Consider the following 20313-nt stretch of genomic DNA (forward strand, 5'->3'; position numbering starts at 1 on the left):
CCCCCTTATAACGTATCAATTTCTTTACGCTCTCCTGTTTTTGAGAGCTTTCCTTGTCTCTCTTTCACTTCTTCTAACACATCTTCTAATGGAATATTTTTTGCGGCTAGTAAAACAAAGCAGTGATAAATCACATCGACCATTTCTTTTATAAGTTCTTCTTTATCATCATTTTTTGCAGCGATTACCACTTCTGTACACTCTTCCCCTATTTTTTTTAAAATCTTATCTTCACCTTTTGTAAATAAATAATTTGTATATGATTCCGAAATTGGACTTTCTTTACGCCGCTCGATGGTTGCATATAAAGACTTCAGTACGTCTTCCATCCTCAGGTCCCCCTATATGATTTTATAATGAAAGCATGTTTTCTCTCCTGTATGACAAGCTGGTCCTACTTGCTTAACAATAATTACAATCGAATCTTGATCACAATCTAAATAAAGAGACTGAACATACTGCATGTGCCCAGACGTTTCTCCTTTGTTCCATAACGCTTGCCGCGAACGTGAATAAAACCATGTTTTCTTCGTTTCTAACGTTTTTTTATACGCTTCTTCATTCATATATGCTAGCATCAAAACTTCTTTTGTTTCTTCTTCTACCACAACAGCTGGCAACAATCCTTTGGAGAAATCAGGTGTCATATTCTCACCTCAATTTTCGCTTCTTGTAATTTCCGCTTCACCTCTTGCACTGTTGCCTCACCATAGTGAAAAATGGAGGCTGCTAATGCTGCATTTACCGATGTTTTTTGAAACACCTTTACAATATGCTCTGCGCTTCCACATCCTCCTGACGCAATAACTGGAATCGAAACAGCTTCTGAAATTGTTTCTGTTAAACGAATATCATAGCCATCCTTCGTCCCATCTGCATCCATACTCGTAAGTAAAATTTCGCCAGCTCCTAACTGTTCTATCTGTTTTGCCCATTGTACAGCATCGATTCCCGTATCAATCCGTCCACCGTTTACATATACATTCCATTTATTTTCTTTTACTTCCCTTGCATCAATTGCGACCACAATACATTGAGAACCGAAATGTCCGGCACCTTCCTCAATTAAATTTGGATTTCGTACTGCCGCTGAGTTAAGTGAAATTTTGTCCGCGCCTGCTCTTAGCAAGGCATACATATCTTGAACAGTTGCAATCCCGCCACCTACTGTAAGCGGAATAAACACTTTCGAAGCTGCTCTCTCTACAACATCTATAATTGTTTTTCTCCCCTCATGCGTCGCCGTAATATCTAAAAAAACAATTTCATCTGCACCTGCTTTATTATACAAAGCAGCTATTTCAACAGGATCACCAACATCTTGTAATCCTACAAAATTCACACCCTTTACAACGCGGCCGTCTTTCACATCTAAACATGGAATAATTCGCTTCGTTAACATATCTTTGTCACTTGCAATGCCTCTTCTAAATCAATTGTTTTTTCATATAGCGCTTTTCCAATAATAACGCCATATACATTCATATCGTTTAACTTCTGTACATCTTGCAATGAGCATACGCCGCCCGATGCAACTATACGGATTGCCACCGCCTTCTGTAGTAATTGTAATTGCTCAAAGTTCGGACCCTCTAACGTACCGTCTTTTGCAATATCTGTAAAAATGATTGTTTGTACGCCGACACTTTCCATTTTCTTCGCAAGGTCGATATAAGAAATTTCAGACACATCTAACCAGCCTCTCGTTGCAACGTAACCGTTTTTCGCATCAATACCAACAATAATGTTTTCTCCATATGAACGAACTGCTTCTTCTAAAAAAGGACGATCATACAATGCTACCGTTCCTAAAATGACTTTTTCCACTCCTACTGACAGTAACATTTCAACCGTTTCGAGAGAACGTATTCCTCCGCCTACTTGAACGGGAATTCGAACTGCTTTACATATATCCTCAATTACGGAAAGATTCATTGATTGACCTGCAACCGCTCCATCTAGATCAACAATGTGCAATGTTCTTGCTCCTAATTTTTCAAACAATAATGCTTGAGCAACTGGATCTTCATTCATAACTGTTTCTTTATTAAATTCTCCTTGATAAAGCCTAACACATCGCCCTTGTTTTAAATCGATAGCTGGGAAGATTTCCATGATTCTACCACCCCTTTAAAATTTCTTAATATTTGTATTCCGATATCACCGCTTTTTTCAGGGTGAAACTGTGCCCCAAATATATTTCCTTTCGCAACAATCCCTGGAATATCAATCTTATAGTCACTACTGCCACATACAATCTCACTTGGACAATCTGCATAGTAGGAATGAACGTAATACACAAATGAACCATCTTCTACTTTATTCCACAACTTAATTTCTCGTTTCTTCTTTAATTGATTCCAGCCCATATGCGGGATTTTATAAGGAACTTTCAGCTTTCGAATTAGTCCTGGCAACAAACCTAACCCTTTTGTTCTCTCTATTTCTTCACTTTCTTCAAATAAAAGCTGCATCCCTAAACAAATACCAAGGAGTGGTTTTCCTTGCGCTCCAATTTCTTGAATCATTGAAACAAGATCTTTTTCCTGCAAAGCAATCATCGCTTTTGGAAAAGCTCCAACTCCTGGTAAGATCACACCGTCACTTTGTAATATCCTCTCTTTATCATCTGTTACAATATGCTCAGCCCCAATACGCGTTAACGCTTGTTCAACACTGCGAATATTCCCCATTCCATAATCTACAATTGCAATCAATTACAACAGTCCTTTCGTAGAGTTTACACCAACAATTTTGTCATTTTTGTCTACCGCTTCGCGCAGTGCACGCCCAAATGCTTTAAATAACGCTTCAATTTTGTGGTGGGTATTACTGCCATATAAAATGCGAGCATGTAGTGTTATATTCGCCGCATGAGCAACCGCTCTGAAAAACTCTTCTGTCAGTTCTGTATCAAAATCTCCTAACTTAGGGTTTTTCAATTCACCTTGAAAGACAAGATAAGATCGTCCACTTATATCAATCGCTACAAAACCTAATGCTTCATCCATTGGTACATATGCTGCTCCATAGCGGTTAATACCTTCTTTATTTTGCAATGCCTCTTTCAAACAGTTTCCAAGCACAATCCCAACATCTTCAACAGTATGATGAGCGTCAACAAACACATCACCTTCTGCTTCAATTTGCAAACCAAATCTACCATGCTTCGCAAACAAAGTTAGCATATGATCAAAGAATCCAACCCCTGTTTGAATTGAAACGTTTGTACTTTCATCTAGTTGTAAACTCAGTTTAATTTTTGTTTCTGTCGTTCCCCGTACTTGACTTGCCTCACGCATTATTTCTCCTCCTCAAATCGAATTTGAATCGCTCTCGCGTGCGCGTGTAATCCCTCTTTATCGGCGAGCGTTGTAATATGGTGTTGAACGTTTTGTAACGCTTCTTTTGTATATGATACAAAGCTCGATTTTTTCACAAAATCATCAACTGATAACGGCGAAAAGAAACGCGCTGTTCCGCTTGTTGGCAGTACATGATTCGGTCCTGCAAAATAGTCTCCAAGAGGCTCTGGGGCATAGGGTCCAATAAAAATCGAACCCGCATGCTGAATATATGCCAAGGCATTCATCGGCTCATTTATATGCAACTCTAAATGCTCCGGTGCTATTTCATTCGACAATTGAAACGCATGATTTAGCGAAGGAACAACGAGAATTGCTCCGTTTCTTTCTATCGATTCACGAGCTATTTCACTTCTTGGTAATACTCGAAGTTGTTGCTTTATTTCTCTTTCTATCTCTTTAGCAAGTTCTACACAAGTTGTAATACAAATCGCTGTTGCCCTCACATCATGCTCAGCTTGAGATAATAAGTCTGCTGCGATAAAAGACGCATTTCCAGTTTTGTCAGCAATTACAACGATTTCAGATGGCCCAGCAATCATATCGATATGAACAGCTCCAAATACCTCACGTTTTGCAAAAGCCACATATATATTCCCTGGACCGACAATTTTATCAACTTTCGGAATCGATTCCGTCCCATATGCTAATGCCGCTATAGCTTGTGCACCACCTACGGTATAAATTTCATCTACACCGGCAATTTCAGCAGCTGCTAAAATATGTGGATCTATTCCCTCTTTCCCTGGTGGTGTTACCATTACAACTTTCTGAACACCGGCAATTTTAGCAGGTAATACATTCATGAGTACAGATGACGGATAAGATGCAGTTCCTCCTGGTACATATACACCAACTGTTTGCAATGGTCTAATCAGTTGCCCACGAATCACACCTTCGTTTTCACAATCTAAAAAGGATTGCCTTTTTTGTTTTTCATGGTATGAGATGATATTTTTCTTTGCGCATTGCAATGCTTCTAGAAATGAAGATTCTACATATTCACTCGCTTTTTCAATTTCTTCTTTTGCAACACGTAACTTTTGTACTTCAATTCCATCAAAAGTTTTTGTATAAGAAAATAGTGCCTCATCTTTCCTTTCTCTCACCCGCTCAACAATTTCTCTTACGCGTATCTGTACAGTTTCTTCTATTATATTAGCCTGTTCTCTTAACTGTTTTATTCTCTTCAACGCTTCCGTGTAGTTTTCAGATATTACCTCCACCCAGAGTCCCTCCTTTATTTATCTGCAGTGATTACACACTCCATCTTATTGATAATATCGAATATTTCGTCTTTTTTTGTTTTTAAAGCAGCTTTATTTACAATCATGCGAGCTGATATTGAATACATTTCTTCAAATACAATCAATCCATTTTCTTGTAATGTTTTTCCCGTCTCTACAATATCAACAATCGCATCTGCTAATCCAAGAAGTGGAGCGATTTCTACCGAACCTTCTATTTTAATAATTTCTACATCTTCTCCCTTACCACGAAAATAAGTGGAAGTAATATGCGGATATTTTGTAGCAATTCTCTTTTTCCGATAGCCTTTCGGATTATATGTTGGGATAGAAGCGACACAAAACTTACAACATCCTACTTCTAAATCCACCATTTCATATATATCTTTCTCATATTCCATTAAAATATCTTTTCCAACAATACCAATGTCTGCAACACCATGTTCCACATAAGTTGCAACATCTACTGCTTTCACTAGAATGAATGAAACATTGCTACTAGCGCTTTGGAATACAAGCTTTCTTCCTTTATCCATCAGTTCCGAACAATCAATCCCAATCTTTTCAAACAGTGGAATGACATGTTTCTCAAGTCTCCCCTTTGTTAACGCAATTTGAATGTTACGCATGAAGTTTCCCCTTCTTTCTGTATCACCCATTTTTCTTTCCACACATATTCCACTAATGCTTTTCCAGTCGCTTCGATCACTTTTATAATCCCTTTCTTCTTCGCAAACTGAAATGTATCTTGCAAATTCTCAAACATAGATAATTCCACTTTCCACCCATCTTTCTGAAGTAAACCACATAGTCTTTCTGCTTCTGCTATCCTATCCAAAGAATAATGAATGATCATATCTAATTTTTTTCGTTTGAATTGTTTTTGCTGTTCTTGTAATGTCCGGACAATTTGATTTACTTGTACAGCCAAGCCGACTGCTGACATCGGTTCTCCAAAATTACCAAGCAATTCATCATATCTTCCGCCACGAACAATTTCTCCCCCAACATCATATATATAACCTCTAAAAATAACTCCCGTATAATAATGCAAATGTTGAATCATCCCAAGATCAATTGATATATACGAACCATATCCTAATTTTTCAATCGTTTTATAGATTTCTTTTACCCGCGCAATCGCTTGCTTCATCTCATAGTTTGAAGCAAGCTTTTCTGCTTCTTCAATTACTTCGAGTTTTCCGAATAATCTTGGTAATCTTTCAAGTAACTGTACAGTTTCATCACGTCGATCTAAATTCTTTTCTTGTAAAAAACGGGATAACTCTGCATAATTTTTACTTTCAATATACGTACGTAAGAGCGACTCCTCTTCTTCTCCAAATGACAGCTTTTTAACAATACATTTGTATAACTGAACTTGCCCTAATTCTATTGTAAAAGCCTGAATCCCTACAGCTTGAAGAGCATGAATTGCACTTACGATACATTCAATTTCAGCACGTATATTATCAATCCCGATTATTTCAATACCTGTTTGAATGATTTCATTGTATTTTCCAGATAGTGATTCATTCGCTCGAAACACATTCCCACTGTATGTTAATTTTACAGGCGCTTCCTCACCGTGGGTTCCTATTACTCTTGCAAGTGGAATTGTCATATCAGGCCTTAACACGATAATGCGTCCTTGTTGGTCAAAAAACTTATACATTTTCTCTTCATCTATCGGCCGATTCCGAAAAGAAAAGACATCATAAAATTCAATCGTAGGCGTTCGTATTTCCTCATAACCTCTTCCTAAAAAAGTACGTCGTAATTTTTGTTCAACTTCTTCTATTAATGTACACTCTTCAAATACATAATCTCTTGTTCCATCTGGATTTGCTCGTTTCCATTTTGTCATACCGCTTTACACTCCTTTCAATTCTGTTCACCAAACTTTCCCCTTCTAGTGTATGCACACTATAACAATCACGAACAAAATAAAAAGAGCCTTGTAGAAAAAATACCTACAAGGCCCTTTCATAGGGTGTAGGTACAACGGGAATAACCCTTGTACCTACACGTTGTTCACGCTAGGTTCAAGGGTTTATGTATGATGATGTAGTTGTGTAAGCATATTGATAGATTGTAATGTAAACATTATCCTTACTCCCTTTCTCCTCTTATTTTCACATAGTATATAACACGAAATTCAGAATGTAAACAAAATTCAAACGTTTTTGTATTTTTCATTACAGCTCGCTAAACAAATTAGCGAGCTGTTTCTCGTTCATATTCTTCAATTTTTTGTTCATATTGAAGCGTGATTCCGATTTCGTCTAAACCACTTAATAGCTTTTCTTTCCACATCTTTTCAATTGTAAAATGAAAACGATGTAGCGGAGTTGTAATTACTTCATTCTCTAAATCAACTTCTATCACATCTCGTGGATCCACAGCTGCTAGCTTTTCACGCATTTCCTTTTCCATCATGATAGGAAGCATACCATTTTTCGTACAATTCATATAAAAAATGTCTGCAAATCCCCCCGCGATAATAACACGGAATCCATAGTCAGCAAGTGCCCATGGCGCATGCTCTCTTGATGAACCACAGCCGAAATTTTCACCTGTAATTAGTATGCTTGCTCCTTTTCGTTCAGGTGCATTTAGTGGGAAATCTGGATTCTCTTTCCTGTCATCCTCATAACGCCATTCATCAAATAAAAATTCCCCAAAACCAGTTCGTTCAATCCTCTTTAAATATTGTTTTGGAATAATTTGATCTGTATCAATGTTATCGTTCAATAGTACAGCAACAGTACCTTTATGAATATGAAATGGCTCCATCATAACTCTCCTTTCTCACATCAACGAAATGACCATAAAGCGCTGCTGCGGCCGCCATCGCAGGGCTAACTAAATGTGTTCTCGCACCCTTCCCTTGTCGTCCTTCAAAATTCCGATTGGAAGTAGATGCACAATGCTCTCCCTCAGGCACTTGATCTGGATTCATTCCCAGGCACATAGAACACCCAGGCTCTCTCCATTCAAATCCAGCTTCTTCAAATATACGATGCAGTCCTTTTTCCATCGCTGCTTTTCGTACTCGTTTGGATCCTGGTACAACAAGTGCTCGCACTCCTTCTTTTACCTTCTTTCCTTTTACAACAGCTGCTGCAATTTCTAAATCTGATAAACGGGAATTTGTACAGGAACCAATAAATACATGCTGAACCGGAATTTCAAGTGCACTTTGTCCTGACTGAAGCCCCATATATGCAAAAGCTCGTTCATCATTTTTATCACGTGTTTCTGGTAACTGTTCATCAATACGCATACCCATACTCGGGTTTGTTCCCCATGTTACATATGGCGCTAGTTTAGCAACATCTACCAAAATATAAGTATCATATATTGCATCTGGCTCAGTATAGAATTCCCTCCAATTCGCCACTGCCAAGTCAAACTCTTCCGGCGCATACTCACGCCCTTTTACATAAGCAAATGTTTTCTCATCCGGCGCAATAATCCCTGCTTTTGCTCCACCTTCAATCGCCATATTACAAAGTGTCATGCGCTCTTCCATTTCCATATTTGTAATTGCTTCTCCGTAAAACTCCATCACATATCCAGTTCCAACTGCTACCCCATATGTAGCTAGAAGGTGTAAAATTATATCTTTTGCATATACTCCTTTAGGTAATTTCCCTTTTAATTCAATCCCCATCGCTTTCGGCTTGCTCTGCCACAATGTTTGAGTTGCTAATACATGCTCGACTTCACTTGTACCAATCCCAAACGCCAACGCTCCAAAGGCTCCATGTGTTGCCGTATGACTATCGCCACATACGATGGTCTTTCCTGGTTGTGTAAGTCCTAGCTCTGGACCAATAACATGAACAATCCCTTGATTTTCATCATCAATATCCGCCAACGGAATATTAAATTGCTTACAATTTTCACGAAGCGTATCTAATTGTTGCTTAGCAATACGATCTGTAATGTTCCAAACATCTTTTGTTGGAATATTATGATCCATCGTTGCAAATGTTAAATCCGGTCTCCGAACATTCCGATTTGCAAGCCGCAAGCCTTCAAAGGCTTGCGGTGATGTTACTTCATGCACGAGATGAAGGTCAATATATAATAGATCTAACCCATTTTCATTTGTTGTAACAACGTGTCTCTCCCACAGTTTATCTAGTAACCTTTTTGCCATTATCTCCCTCTCCCTACTAGCGCTTGTTCTTCCATTTCTTGTAGTACATATTTTGTAAAAGACGATGTTGTCTCATTTCCACCTATATCAGCTGTACATTTCCCCAATCGGAGAACCGCAGAAATTGCTTCTTCAATCGCTTCTCCTTCTCTTCTTAAATCAAAAGATTGCCCTAGCATCATTGCAACTGAACGCATCATTGCAATTGGATTCACTTTATTTTCCCCTGCAATATCTGGTGCTGATCCGTGAATTGGTTCATATAGCGAAGGTCCATTCTCTGCATGACTCGCCGATGGAAGCATCCCTAAAGACCCTGCTAATACAGAGGCTTCATCACTTAAAATATCACCAAATAAATTCTCTGTTACTATGACATCAAACCGGCCCGGATTACGAATCAACTCCATAGCAGCTGCGTCTACTAAAATATGTTCAAGTTCAATATTCGGATAGCGAAGTGCTACTTCTTCTGTTACTTCCCTCCAAAGTTTACTCGACTCTAAAACATTTGCTTTATCAATAGAAGTAACTTTTTTACGACGTTTACTTGCCAATTGAAAAGCGTAAGAAACAATGCGCTCAATTTCATGACGATGATAAGTAAGTGTATCTGTTGCTACCTCTTCTGTTTTTTCTTTTGGAAAGGAGAAATAAATCCCTCCCGTTAACTCACGAACGACAACAAAATCCACCTCATCAGCCGCCTTCAATGGGGATAAATGAGCAGTTGCTGCATCTACAGTGACAGGACGAACATTAGCAAATACACCAAGCCCTTTTCGAAGCGCCAGCAATCCTTTTTCCGGTCTTTCTTTCGCTTCGTCCCAGCGAGGTCCACCAACCGCGCCTAGTAATACAGCGTCACTCGCTAAACATGCTGCTAATGTTCTTGACGGCAATGGTTGCCCAAACGAATCAATCGCAGCGCCTCCAAATTGTTCATCTTGTAAATAAAAACGGTGACCATATAACCTTTCTACCATGTGTAAAACTTCCTTGGCACTCTCCATAATTTCTGGTCCAACACCATCACCCGCTAAACAAACAATACGTTTTTCCAATGATCAGCACCCCTTTTTTATAATTTAACTGATTATTCAGAATTCAATTGTGTGAAGTGGGGGCATCCCCCCACTTATCAAAACATTACTTTGCAAGGAATAACAAAGCCTTTAGTTTTCCCGCTGCATGTACATAAGCTCTAGCTGATGCTTCTAATACATCTTGCGCAACACCAAAACCTGCAACTTGATGTGTTCCTTCTTTCAATTCAACATGAACATGAGCAAGTGCATCCTGTCCCTGTGTAATGGATTGAATACGATAATCGGCTAACTCACACTCAAGTCCTAGAATTCTTTGAATTGCATTATAAATCGCTTCAATACTACCTGCTCCGGTTGCTGCATCTTCGTACACATTACCTGCCTCATCCTCCAGTGCAACTGTTGCACATTGTGTACTGTTGGATACAAAATGGACTTGTAATTGTTTAATGTTATACTGCTGTGTTGAAAATGCTGTTTCTCCTAGTACTAATGCACGTAAATCTTCTTCTGTAATCTCTTTTTTACGATCTGCTAATCTCTTAAATGCACTAAATGCTATATCTCGCTCTTCTTCCGTAAACTCATAACCGAGTTCTTTCATTTTTTCAGTAAAAGCGTGGCGACCAGAATGTTTTCCAAGTACAAATAAATTTTGTGATTCTCCAATTAGTTCTGGCTCAATAATTTCATATGTCGTTACTTCTTTTAATACACCATCTTGATGAATACCTGATTCATGCGCAAATGCATTCGCTCCAACAATCGCCTTATTTTTTGGAACTACCATACCCGTTAACCGACTTACTAATGTACTTGTTGCTTTAATCTCTTTTAGTGTTATAGAAGAATCGGCTTCATAATAGTCTTTTCTAATGTGCAAAGCAACTGCTACTTCTTCTAAAGCCGCATTACCTGCACGCTCTCCAATCCCATTTATAGTCCCTTCTATTTGCAGTGCACCACCTTCCATGGCCGCCAATGAATTTGCTACTGCCATACCAAGATCATCATGACAATGACAAGAGAAAATAGTTTTTTCATAAGAAGGAACATATTCTTGTAAATATTTAAAAAGAGAATAATATTCTTCTGGATTTGTATAACCTACTGTATCCGGAATATTAACAACATCCGCTCCAGCTCGAATCGCAACTTCCACAGCTTCTGCTAAAAAAGGGCGCGCCGTTCTCGTTGCATCTTCTGCCGAAAATTGCACTGTAGGAAATAAGGATTTCCCTAAAGTTACAGAGCGATGAATACTATCTAATACATCCTCCTTTGACATACAAAGCTTATATTTCATATGAATATCACTCGTTGCCAAAAAGACGTGTAACCGCGGAGATGCTGCACCTTTCAATGCTTCATACGCTCTCTGAATATCACTTTCCTTCGCCCTTGCTAGACTCATAACGGAAGCATTTCGAATCGTTTCCGCAATTCGTTTTACTGAGCGAAAATCACCTTCAGAAGCTGCTGCAAATCCTGCTTCCATCACATTAATCCCGAGTTTTTCTAACTGCCTGGCAATCTGTAACTTTTCTTGTTCATTTAAATTGACTCCGGGTGATTGTTCGCCATCACGAAGCGTCGTATCCATGAACAAAATCTGTTTCATATTATTTAACCCCCGCCTTTACTTTCGGTTGTACAAACGGCATCATTTCACGTAATTTACGCCCAACAACTTCAATTTGATGTTCATTTTCCTTAGCGTTCGTTGCATGGAAATGCGGTTTTCCTGCTTTATGCTCTGCAATCCACCCTCTTGCAAATGTGCCATCTTGAATTTCTTTTAACACTTCATCCATCGCTTTCTTCGTATGTTCTGTTACAACGCGTGGTCCTGATACAAAATCTCCCCACTGTGCTGTATCAGAAACGGAATATCTCATATTTTCAAGTCCGCCTTCATACATAAGATCAACAATGAGCTTTAGTTCATGTAAGCATTCAAAATAGGCAAGTTCCGGCTGATAACCAGCATCTACTAATGTTTCAAATCCCGCCTTTACAAGTGCAGTAACACCTCCGCAAAGTACAGCTTGTTCTCCAAATAGATCCGTTTCTGTTTCTTCTTTAAATGTAGTTTCTAATACTCCAGCCCTTGTTGCTCCAATTCCATCTGCATAGGATAATGCTTTTTCAATGGCTGTTCCTGTTGCGTCTTGATATACAGCAAATAACGCTGGAACCGCTCCGCCTTCAGCAAAAGTCCGACGTACTAAATGTCCAGGTCCTTTTGGCGCTACTAGAAATACGTCTACATCTTCTGGTGGTGTAACTTGATTAAAATGAACGTTAAATCCATGAGCAAACACAAGTGCATTTCCAGCTTGTAAATTCGGTTCAATTTCTGTTTCATACACTTCTGGCTGTAGTTCATCAGGCAAAAGAATCATTACTACATCCGCAGATTTTGCAGCTTCTGCCACTGAATATACAGAAAAACCATCCTCTTTCGCCTTTTCCCATGACTTTCCTTTCCGAAGTCCAACTACTACTTCAAAACCATTATCACGTAAGTTTTGTGCATGAGCGTGACCTTGTGATCCATATCCAACAATCGCTATTTTCTTCCCTTTTAATACATTTACCGCTACATCTTTCTCATAATAAACTTTTGTCATATTCTTTCTCCCCCTATATTAAAATGATTAATGAATTAACATAATTTGTTTATCTTGTTTTTTCATACTCCGCGTAAATGCAGTAACACCTGTTCTTGCAATTTCTTTTAAACCATATGGACGCATTAGCTCTATAAGAGCTTCTACTTTTTCTTGTGTACCCGTTACTTGTACGACGATGGAATCCTTTCCAACGTCTATTACAGCGGCTCGGAACGGTTCAATTAAACTATATAATTCTGCTCTCGATACACTTGTTGTCGCTACTTTAATAAGAGCCAACTCTCTTGCAATCATTGCTTCTTCTGTTATATCAGATACTTTTAACACATCAATTTGTTTATGAAGTTGCTTGATCAGTTGCTCCACTTGTTGCTCGTTTTCAACATGAACAACAAATGTCATCCGTGAAATATCAGACGACTCTGTATGTCCAACCGAAATACTTTCAATATTAAAATGCCTCCTGGTCATAACACCCGTAATCCGATTCAGGACCCCACTTTGATTTCGAACTGTCGCCGTAACAATCCTTTTCACTGTCCCTTCACCCCCTCCATTTGATGAACTCCTTTTCCAGGAGCAACCATCGGCATAACTTTTTCAGACTGTAGTACCCTGCAATCAATTACAACAGGCTCTTGCAAATCAATCGCTTCTTGCAACTGTCTCTTCGCAAGTAACGGATTTTCAATTCGCACCCCTTTTATGCCATATGCATGGGCAAGCGCTACGAAATCCGGTTGACAAGAGAGCAACGAGTGAGAATATCTTTGATTATAAAATTCGTCTTGCCACTGTCTTACCATCCCTAAAGCTTCATTATTTAAAATCAAAACTTTAACCGGTAAGGAATGTTCTTTCAATACACTAAGTTCTTGCAATGTCATTTGAAAACCCGCATCACCAACAATCGCTACAACTAATTCTTTTGGTCTAGCAATTTGTGCACCAATGGCAGCTGGAAATCCAAATCCCATTGTACCAAGCCCTCCTGATGTTACCCACTTATCTGGGTCTTCAAGTGGATAATATTGAGCAGCCCACATTTGATGCTGACCAACATCCGTCGTAACAATTGCTTTTCCTTTTGTAATTTCATATAACATATCAATTGCTGATTGTGGTTTAATCACTTCAGAATCTTGATCATAGAAAAATGGATATTGTTCTTTTCTGCTTTTTAAAAGCGATAGCCATGCACTATGATTTTCTTTTCCTCTTTTACAAGAGAGCAGTGCCTCCAAAGCATGTTTCGCGCTCGCCACAATCGGAATTTCTGTAGGAACGTTTTTTCCAATCTCTGCTGGATCAATATCGATATGTGCAACTGTAGCCTCTTTAGCAAAGTACTCTAAATTTCCTGTAAGACGATCGTCGAATCTTGCTCCGATATTTATGAGTAAATCGCACTCATACAAAGCCATATTCGCTGTATAAGAACCATGCATTCCTCCCATTCCAAGAAATAATTTATCATTTGGCGGAAATCCACCTAGTCCAAGAAGTGTATGAACAACAGGTATACGATACATTCGTGCAAAATCTGTTAATTCTTTTGCAGCTTTCGCATGAAGTACACCTGCTCCGGCTAAAATCAACGGTTTTTCAGCAGTATCAATCGCTTGTAATAATTTGTTGATTTGCAATGAATTCGCCTCATAATTTGGTTGATATCCTGGTAAATCCATTTGCACGTTACTACATCGCTCGCCTTTTTCTACTACCATATTTTTTGGAAGATCGATAACGACCGGTCCTGGTCGACCCGTTTTCGCAATATGAAATGCCTCTTTAATAATTCTTGGTAAATCTGATGCCTTGCGCACTTGATAATTATGTTTTGTTACCGGCATCGTAAGTCCCATAATGTCCGCTTCTTGAAAAGCGTCACTTCCAATCAACGTTGTAGCTACTTGACCTGTAAAAACAACAAGCGGTAAAGAATCAATCATTGCATCTGCAAGACCAGTAATCACATTTGTCGCACCTGGACCACTTGTTGCAATGACAACGCCAGGCTTTCCTGTAATTCGCGCGTACCCTTCTGCTGCATGAATCGCTCCTTGCTCATGTCTTGTTAAAATATGAGGAATTTCGCAATCATAAATTGCATCATAGAGCGGCAATACAGCACCACCTGGATAACCAAAAATAACTTCTACATCTTCCTTTTCTAACGCTTCTAACAACAGCTGTGCACCAGTTGCCATCTTTTCTTCCGTTTTTGAAGACATTGCTCTTACGAACCTCCTTTAAAATTGTTTTTTTACAATAAAAAAATCCTACGTCCACACTCCAGCTATGTGCTGAAGGGACGAAAGATTTCGCGGTACCACCCTTCTTCGCAAGAATACTTCTTGCCTCAGTGACTCGGGGATGAGTCTAGCTAATAACGGAGCTACCGTCTAAACCTAGGCAAACGCTTCAGTTTAGCACTCAAGGGCGATGTTCGTCGATGTGAACCATCGGTTTCCAGCAACCACCGACTCTCTGTGAGGCTTCACAATCAACTACTCCTCCCTATCAACGCTTTACAACTTTATAATGAGTTATCATCCAACTTTATTTTCTTCGTAAATTTTCTCTCCATCTTCTACAACTAATTTACGAAACTCTTCTAATAAACGATTTGTATGTGGACCCGTTTTCCCAAGCCCAATCGTTCTTCCATCAACTGTCGTAACTGCAATAACTTCAGCTGCAGTTCCTGTTAAAAACACCTCATCAGCTACATATACATCGTGTCTTGTAAATAATTCTTCTCTTACGTCATATCCAAGCTTTCCTCCAATTTCCAAAATAGCGTTTCTTGTAATGCCTTCTAATGCCCCTGCAGAACTTGGTGGTGTAATTAATTTATTTCCTTTTACAATGAACACATTATCGCCAGACCCTTCTGCAACATAACCTTGTTCATTTAACATAAGTGCTTCTTGCACACCAGCAAGCTTCGCTTCAATTCGAACTAAAATATTATTTAAATAGTTTAAAGACTTTACTTGTGGTGTTAGTACGTCTGGGCGATTACGACGTGTGGCAACTGTCACAACCGGTATGCCTTTTTCGTAATATTCCGACGGAAATAAAGATAACTGTTCCGCAATTACAACTACATTCGGTTTCGAACAAGAATCAGGATCTAGCCCAAGATTCCCAGCACCTCGTGATACCACTAAACGAATGTATCCGTTAGATAGCTTATTTTGACGAATCGTCTCAACAACAATATCTGTCACTTCTTCTAACGTATATGGAATTTCCAACATAATGGATTTTGCTGACTCGTATAAACGAATAAGATGTTCTTTGAGCCTGAAGACATTGCCACTGTAGATACGAATCCCTTCAAACACTCCATCGCCATATAAATAACCATGATCATATACCGAAACTTTTGCTTCGTCTTTTGGAACAAATTCTCCATTTAAGAAAATCCATTGCTCATTCACTTAAAAGCGCCCCCTATGTTCTGTGAATTTTTTATTGTTTCCTAGTTTACTCTCCTTTTTAAATAAATCAAGATAATTTTTAGAAAATTTATAATTTTTAATTTATATACATCCTTGTTTATATTGATTTATCAACATTGTTAGCGTTTACAAAATGTCAAAAAATTTTTTTCGCCATTTTTCATCCTAAAAAACATTTGCTTAAAAGAAGGATTTTTGTCAAATGATGCGAATCTATTGTATTCAATAAACGAACGTCCGATTTCATATATTCGGGAATAAAAACGACTTTTGATTGAAAAGGAGGAAAATAAGCAAAATAACATTGTATAAAAATAACAATCATATTTTTCATGCAGCTTTCATAATCCTATTTTAAAAAACAAATTGTCAAATGAAGGAGGAAAATAATATGGCATGTGTACAAATTAAAGGAACGAGACAAGAGGTAGTAGAAATGTTACAACTATTTGATTTAATGGATACGAAAGGTTTGTGCAAATTTAACAATTACGTAGAGGTATCTCCAAATGAAGAACAGAATAACAACTTCACTGCCTCAATTGACATTCAATCAAATGATGAATCTGCTCAAGATCAATTAAATGATCAGTTTGTAAGTCAAATGCTCACAGGTGTATATAACGACTAATACATTACGTATTTTTTCTCCCCCTCTCTAATCGGGCTTTTCTGAGCAGCTATCCCCCACCTCTTTGTTTTAGGAGGGGGATTTCCCTGTTCGTAAATAGTAAATACATCAACATTTCTACCATATTTTCCTTAAAAACATAAATATTTCCTAAGAAATGGAGCATATTACTAGATGGTAGGAGGTGAAGAGTATGGCGAAAATTGGTGTTGAAAATTCTTTAACAGATGTTCAACAAGCTTTAGAACAACAAGGACATGAAGTAATTTCACTACGTTCTGAAAATGACGTGCAAGGGTGCGATTGTTGCGTCGTAACCGGACAAGATTCTAATGTAATGGGAATTAGTAATGCAGTAATAAAAGGGCCCGTTATTGAGGCAAGTGGCTTAACAACCGATGAAATTTGTCAACGAATTGAAAGTAGTTTATAAAAAAAAGAAGCCTCCTTATAACAAGGAGACTTCTTTTTTTATATTCACCTAAACGGGAAAGTAACATATACTGGATGAAAGCCCTACCTCTCTCTCATCAACACGGTTCCTCTGACCGCTCCTGATACACTAGCATGTGTATAAGCTTACAAATACAACTTTTTGGGTCTATTCACAAAAGTTGTTGGTAAAATTACCCGATCTTTCGCAAATTTTTCATATTGCATTTACAAGAAATATCCAATATATACTAGCTGTAACCGAGACACGAAATATCATCATAACACTTAAAAATAAATCCGTCAATATTTATTTTAACAAATTAAAAACAGACATCACAATCTGTCTGTTTTAGAATGGAGCCTTTTCTTTTACTACATACACAACAAATCCGCTTACTAACATACATAAGCCGACAGCAAAATTCTTGATGTTAATCATAACTACCTCTCCCTTATTTCATAAATCATATATATTTACATTCCAATTATATTTGTCGTTTCTGAACACACTTTTTCTAATATATCATAATTCCTAAAAAATGCAAGTTTACTTTTTAAAGACCGTTTACAAACTTATCTATAGTACTTGGAACTGTACTCAAAGCCTTTTCAATCAAGTGTGTGCCACTATGTAAATGTAACACTTGTACACCGCCAGATCCTACTACTAGAAACGCAACAGGATCAATTGAAACTCCTGCACCACTTCCACCTCCAAACGGATGCCCTTGTTTCGCCTCTTTTTGTTGTCCTTGTCCTGCCAAACTTTTCCCTACAGACGTTTCCCCTTTAAAATCACTTCCTCCTGCGCCAAAACCAAAGGCAACTTTTGAAACAGTTAAAACAACCTTTCCGTCCGCTGTTGAAACAGGGCTTCCGACAATTGTATTTACATCGACCATCTCTTTTAAATTTGTCATTGCCGTTTTCATTAAGTTTTCAATTGGATGTTCCATCATTTAAACCACCTTTTTCCTCTTAATTCTTTTTTATACTTTCCAAAATAGAGGAACTCATACCAAGTTTTACAATTCATGAAAAAACACTGTTCCATTATCAGCTTTCTTCAGCTTAGAATCTAAAAACAATATACATATCCTTCACTTCAGTCTAATAAAGTGAAAATTTAATCAGCCCTCACTAATCGGACTTTTACAGGCAGTTTATCTCTCACCTAACTCCTGTGCTTTCACTGAATTTTGAGGTGGGAGTATTACCGCCTGCAAATAACGAAATAAAGTAATGATATGACTGTCTATTTCCTGCCGGATAAAAAAGAAAAAGATATACATACTACTAATGAACCTTGTTATGAAAGGAGACATTACGTTGACTAATAAAATTAATGAACAACCTAGAACTGAAGAAGAGTACTATAAAGAAGAGTACGCAGCAGAGGTTGCTCCTCAGCGTATCAACTATAACGATAAAGACGATGTAAAATCAAAAACAGCGGGATCCACAGCAGGGTTTATCGCTCTTGCTCTTGCTGTATTATCACTCTTTACATTTCCTACACTCTTCGGACTTGTTTCTGTTTTACTAGGTATTTATGCCTATAATCGTGGAGCTACTGTAACCGGTGGCATCGCTGCTATTGTGGGCGGCATTGCTGCAATTGTTGCTCTGTTATTCCGCGCTGCAATCATCGGTTTATTGTTCTCACTTTTTTAAAGAAAAAAGGTATCTCGCGCTTTGCGAGATACCTTATCCTGTGAAAACATCTTCTGATGGGTATCGAATTTTTTGTTTAGCTGGTCGCGCTAGAGAGAATACAAGCGTTAACGGACCAATTAACCCACAAAACATAACAAACATAATGATACATTTTCCAATTACAGATAACTTAGCCGTAATTCCCATTGATAACCCCACTGTACCAAACGCTGAAATTGTTTCGAATAAAAGTTGAATAAAACTAAAGTTTTCTGTAAGCATTAATAAAAATACTGCTGTAAAAATAAGAATTTGACTGGCAACTACAATCGCTAACGCTCTTGTTACTGTTGACATTTTGATTGTACGATGAAATAAAACAAAGTCTTCCTTCTTTCTAAAAAAGGAAATAACCGATGTAATTAAAATAACAAATGTTGTTAACTTAATTCCGCCACCTGTCGACACACTTCCTGCACCGATAAACATTAAAATCATCGTAAACAATATTGATGATTCTTCCATTCCTCCATAATCAACCGTATTAAATCCTGCTGTACGCGGTGTAATCCCCTGGAAAAATGAAGCCCATATCTTTTCACCTAAAGATAGTGATCCTAATGTTTTCACATTATTATACTCCAATATAAAAATCACAATCATCGCAATAACATTAAGCGCTACTGTTCCAACAATCATAATTTTCGAATGAAGTGATAGTTTCTGAAAACTACGGCTATACCATATATCAATTAACACCGTAAAACCTAAACCACCTATAACAATTAAAGAACAAATTCCAATATTAATAATAGGATCTCCTACAAATCTGGTTAAATTATCTGGCCATAGTGCAAATCCCGCATTATTATAAGAGGCGATAACATGAAAAATACTATAATATAAACCTTTGCCGAAACCAAATTCCGGGATAAATCGAATGGATAAAAAAACAACTCCTACTAACTCAATACAAATAGAAAAAATAAAGACACGCTTCACTAATTTTACAAGACCACCAATATTCGTTTGGTTAAACGCTTCTCCAATTAATAATCGATGACGTAAACCAATTTTTTTTCCTAACACCCATACAATTAAAATTGCGATTGTCATTAATCCAAGACCACCTGTCTGAATTAACAACATAATGATAATTTGACCAAACATTGTAAACGTACTAGCAGTATCTACAACTCCTAAACCGGTTACTGTCGCTGCCGAGGTTGCTGTAAAAAACGCATCTACCCAACTAATTGATTCTTTTGTCGCGAATGGTAGTTTCAATAACATTCCCCCGACAACAATTAAACAAAAAAAGCCCATTGCTAAAATTTGCGGCGGACTTAATCGTATAAAACGATTATAAAATCCTTGTTTTTTTGTTACTTCCATATCACTAACTCCCTTAATAAAGTAAAACCTCTTTCCATACACTAATCGTTCGTTTTGACCGGACCAAATCTTACGGAAAGTAATTTTCCACCTAACTTTTTTCAATTCCTCATACTTTTAGAGCAAACTCATTATTTTGGATAAATCTTTATAATCTCATAATATAGTTGAGCATAATCCTTTTTTCCATAGATTTCAACTGAAAAATCCCCATACCTTTCACTTCGAATTCACATTGAAGTCACACCTATCTTTTATATT

General features: G+C 37.8%; 23 protein-coding genes and 1 other annotated feature. Of the genes, 3 read left to right on the plus strand and 20 right to left on the minus strand.

All coding sequences use genetic code 11. The features are described 5' to 3' along the window. Positions 1 to 5: 5 nt before the first annotated feature. From hisE to ilvE, 17 genes are all read right to left on the minus strand, one after another. Positions 6 to 329 (minus strand): phosphoribosyl-ATP diphosphatase, encoded by a 324-nt coding sequence (hisE, locus tag MHH45_RS09190; protein ID WP_016114007.1) that lies wholly within the window; start codon positions 327 to 329, stop codon positions 6 to 8. Between the two features lie 12 nt (positions 330 to 341). Continuing rightward, positions 342 to 647: a phosphoribosyl-AMP cyclohydrolase gene (hisI, locus tag MHH45_RS09195; protein ID WP_016114006.1), complete on the minus strand. Its 306-nt coding sequence runs from the start codon at positions 645 to 647 to the stop codon at positions 342 to 344. Continuing rightward, positions 644 to 1402, minus strand: coding sequence for an imidazole glycerol phosphate synthase subunit HisF (gene hisF / locus MHH45_RS09200; RefSeq protein WP_016114005.1), 759 nt, complete (start codon positions 1400 to 1402; stop codon positions 644 to 646). The genes hisI and hisF overlap by 4 nt, the downstream gene beginning before the upstream one ends. Next, positions 1396 to 2115 carry a 1-(5-phosphoribosyl)-5-[(5-phosphoribosylamino)methylideneamino]imidazole-4-carboxamide isomerase gene (hisA, locus tag MHH45_RS09205; RefSeq protein ID WP_016114004.1) on the minus strand — a complete coding sequence of 240 codons (720 nt, stop codon included), beginning with the start codon at positions 2113 to 2115 and terminating at the stop codon, positions 1396 to 1398. Before hisA ends, hisF begins: the two co-directional genes overlap by 7 nt. Beyond that, positions 2088 to 2717 (minus strand): imidazole glycerol phosphate synthase subunit HisH, encoded by a 630-nt coding sequence (hisH, locus tag MHH45_RS09210; protein WP_016114003.1) that lies wholly within the window; start codon positions 2715 to 2717, stop codon positions 2088 to 2090. Before hisH ends, hisA begins: the two co-directional genes overlap by 28 nt. Next, a complete protein-coding gene (gene hisB, locus MHH45_RS09215; protein ID WP_016114002.1) occupies positions 2718 to 3302 on the minus strand; it encodes an imidazoleglycerol-phosphate dehydratase HisB in 585 nt (194 codons plus the stop codon). Continuing rightward, on the minus strand, positions 3302 to 4591 hold the full coding sequence (gene hisD / locus MHH45_RS09220) for a histidinol dehydrogenase (RefSeq protein WP_016114001.1): 1290 nt from the start codon (positions 4589 to 4591) through the stop codon (positions 3302 to 3304). The genes hisB and hisD overlap by 1 nt, the downstream gene beginning before the upstream one ends. Positions 4592 to 4605: 14 nt before the next feature. Continuing rightward, positions 4606 to 5241, minus strand: coding sequence for an ATP phosphoribosyltransferase (gene hisG / locus MHH45_RS09225; protein WP_016114000.1), 636 nt, complete (start codon positions 5239 to 5241; stop codon positions 4606 to 4608). Beyond that, positions 5217 to 6479: an ATP phosphoribosyltransferase regulatory subunit gene (hisZ, locus tag MHH45_RS09230; protein ID WP_016113999.1), complete on the minus strand. Its 1263-nt coding sequence runs from the start codon at positions 6477 to 6479 to the stop codon at positions 5217 to 5219. Before hisZ ends, hisG begins: the two co-directional genes overlap by 25 nt. 350 nt (positions 6480 to 6829) lie before the next feature. After that, a complete protein-coding gene (gene leuD / locus MHH45_RS09235) occupies positions 6830 to 7408 on the minus strand; it encodes a 3-isopropylmalate dehydratase small subunit (protein ID WP_016113998.1) in 579 nt (192 codons plus the stop codon). Then, positions 7386 to 8780, minus strand: a complete 1395-nt coding sequence (gene leuC / locus MHH45_RS09240; protein WP_016113997.1) for a 3-isopropylmalate dehydratase large subunit — start codon at positions 8778 to 8780, stop codon at positions 7386 to 7388. Before leuC ends, leuD begins: the two co-directional genes overlap by 23 nt. Continuing rightward, positions 8780 to 9844: a 3-isopropylmalate dehydrogenase gene (gene leuB / locus MHH45_RS09245; RefSeq protein ID WP_016113996.1), complete on the minus strand. Its 1065-nt coding sequence runs from the start codon at positions 9842 to 9844 to the stop codon at positions 8780 to 8782. Before leuB ends, leuC begins: the two co-directional genes overlap by 1 nt. 85 nt (positions 9845 to 9929) lie before the next feature. Continuing rightward, positions 9930 to 11450 carry a 2-isopropylmalate synthase gene (locus MHH45_RS09250; protein WP_016113995.1) on the minus strand — a complete coding sequence of 507 codons (1521 nt, stop codon included), beginning with the start codon at positions 11448 to 11450 and terminating at the stop codon, positions 9930 to 9932. Between the two features lies 1 nt (position 11451). Next, positions 11452 to 12462: a ketol-acid reductoisomerase gene (ilvC, locus tag MHH45_RS09255; protein ID WP_006094145.1), complete on the minus strand. Its 1011-nt coding sequence runs from the start codon at positions 12460 to 12462 to the stop codon at positions 11452 to 11454. A 27-nt stretch (positions 12463 to 12489) separates the two neighbouring features. Then, positions 12490 to 13002, minus strand: a complete 513-nt coding sequence (ilvN, locus tag MHH45_RS09260; RefSeq protein WP_016113993.1) for an acetolactate synthase small subunit — start codon at positions 13000 to 13002, stop codon at positions 12490 to 12492. Beyond that, positions 12999 to 14699 carry an acetolactate synthase large subunit gene (gene ilvB, locus MHH45_RS09265; RefSeq protein WP_016132634.1) on the minus strand — a complete coding sequence of 567 codons (1701 nt, stop codon included), beginning with the start codon at positions 14697 to 14699 and terminating at the stop codon, positions 12999 to 13001. The genes ilvN and ilvB overlap by 4 nt, the downstream gene beginning before the upstream one ends. Before the next feature lie 73 nt (positions 14700 to 14772). Next, positions 14773 to 15001 (minus strand) — a binding site (T-box leader). Between the two features lie 16 nt (positions 15002 to 15017). Beyond that, on the minus strand, positions 15018 to 15914 hold the full coding sequence (gene ilvE / locus MHH45_RS09270; protein WP_016113991.1) for a branched-chain-amino-acid transaminase: 897 nt from the start codon (positions 15912 to 15914) through the stop codon (positions 15018 to 15020). Between the two features lie 412 nt (positions 15915 to 16326). Here ilvE and MHH45_RS09280 point away from each other — a divergent pair, with 412 nt between their 5' ends. After that, a complete protein-coding gene (locus MHH45_RS09280) occupies positions 16327 to 16566 on the plus strand; it encodes a DUF3911 family protein (RefSeq protein ID WP_016113990.1) in 240 nt (79 codons plus the stop codon). Between the two features lie 193 nt (positions 16567 to 16759). Continuing rightward, positions 16760 to 16999 (plus strand): YkuS family protein, encoded by a 240-nt coding sequence (locus tag MHH45_RS09285; RefSeq protein WP_003196153.1) that lies wholly within the window; start codon positions 16760 to 16762, stop codon positions 16997 to 16999. Between the two features lie 351 nt (positions 17000 to 17350). On the opposite strand, the gene MHH45_RS09290 is transcribed toward MHH45_RS09285, so the two are convergent. Next, complete coding sequence (locus MHH45_RS09290) at positions 17351 to 17440, minus strand: hypothetical protein (RefSeq protein ID WP_016113989.1); 90 nt, start codon at positions 17438 to 17440, stop codon at positions 17351 to 17353. Positions 17441 to 17555: 115 nt separating this feature from the next. Next, the gene (gene ytfJ / locus MHH45_RS09295) at positions 17556 to 17957 is read right to left on the minus strand and encodes a GerW family sporulation protein (RefSeq protein WP_033671827.1); all 402 of its coding nucleotides are present in this window, start codon (positions 17955 to 17957) and stop codon (positions 17556 to 17558) included. Between the two features lie 355 nt (positions 17958 to 18312). Here ytfJ and MHH45_RS09300 point away from each other — a divergent pair, with 355 nt between their 5' ends. After that, positions 18313 to 18675, plus strand: a complete 363-nt coding sequence (locus MHH45_RS09300; protein ID WP_098116843.1) for an imidazole glycerol phosphate synthase — start codon at positions 18313 to 18315, stop codon at positions 18673 to 18675. A 33-nt stretch (positions 18676 to 18708) separates the two neighbouring features. Here MHH45_RS09300 and MHH45_RS09305 read toward each other — a convergent pair whose 3' ends face one another. Then, a complete protein-coding gene (locus MHH45_RS09305; RefSeq protein WP_088094142.1) occupies positions 18709 to 20052 on the minus strand; it encodes a TrkH family potassium uptake protein in 1344 nt (447 codons plus the stop codon). Positions 20053 to 20313: the final 261 nt, after the last annotated feature.

Origin of the sequence: Bacillus sp. FSL K6-0042 (assembly GCF_038006685.1) — a bacterium.
Classification (GTDB): domain Bacteria; phylum Bacillota; class Bacilli; order Bacillales; family Bacillaceae_G; genus Bacillus_A; species Bacillus_A pseudomycoides.